Here is a 287-nt window from a genome sequence, read left to right as displayed (position 1 = left end):
AATGACGGTGCGGTGATTGTGGGTGATGGCAGCGGTGCGGTGACCGAAGACCTGAACGTGGTCAGCGGTAACCTGACCGAGACCGGCAGCCTGAGCGTGACCGACGTGGACGGGGCCGACGAGGCCGTGTTCAAACCGGGTGTGGGCGCGCCGAGTGCCTATGCCCTGGGCAGCCTGACCATCGATGCGGCTGGCAAGTGGAGCTATGAGGTTGCCAACGACAAGGTGCAGTACCTGGGCCAGGGCGAGACCAAGGTCGAGACCTTCACCGTACAGAGCCTGGATGG

General features: G+C 64.1%; 1 protein-coding gene. It reads left to right on the top strand.

Features of this window, described 5'->3' with window-relative positions:
• Window positions 1-12: 12 nt before the first annotated feature.
• A partial coding sequence (locus KW821_RS21960) for a VCBS domain-containing protein (RefSeq protein ID WP_371317623.1) occupies window positions 13-287 on the top strand: 275 nt, incomplete at its 3' end.

Origin of the sequence: Aeromonas sp. sif2416 (assembly GCF_019218665.1) — a bacterium.
GTDB lineage: Bacteria > Pseudomonadota > Gammaproteobacteria > Enterobacterales > Aeromonadaceae > Aeromonas > Aeromonas encheleia.
This window is presented reverse-complemented; position numbering and strand designations above follow the sequence as displayed.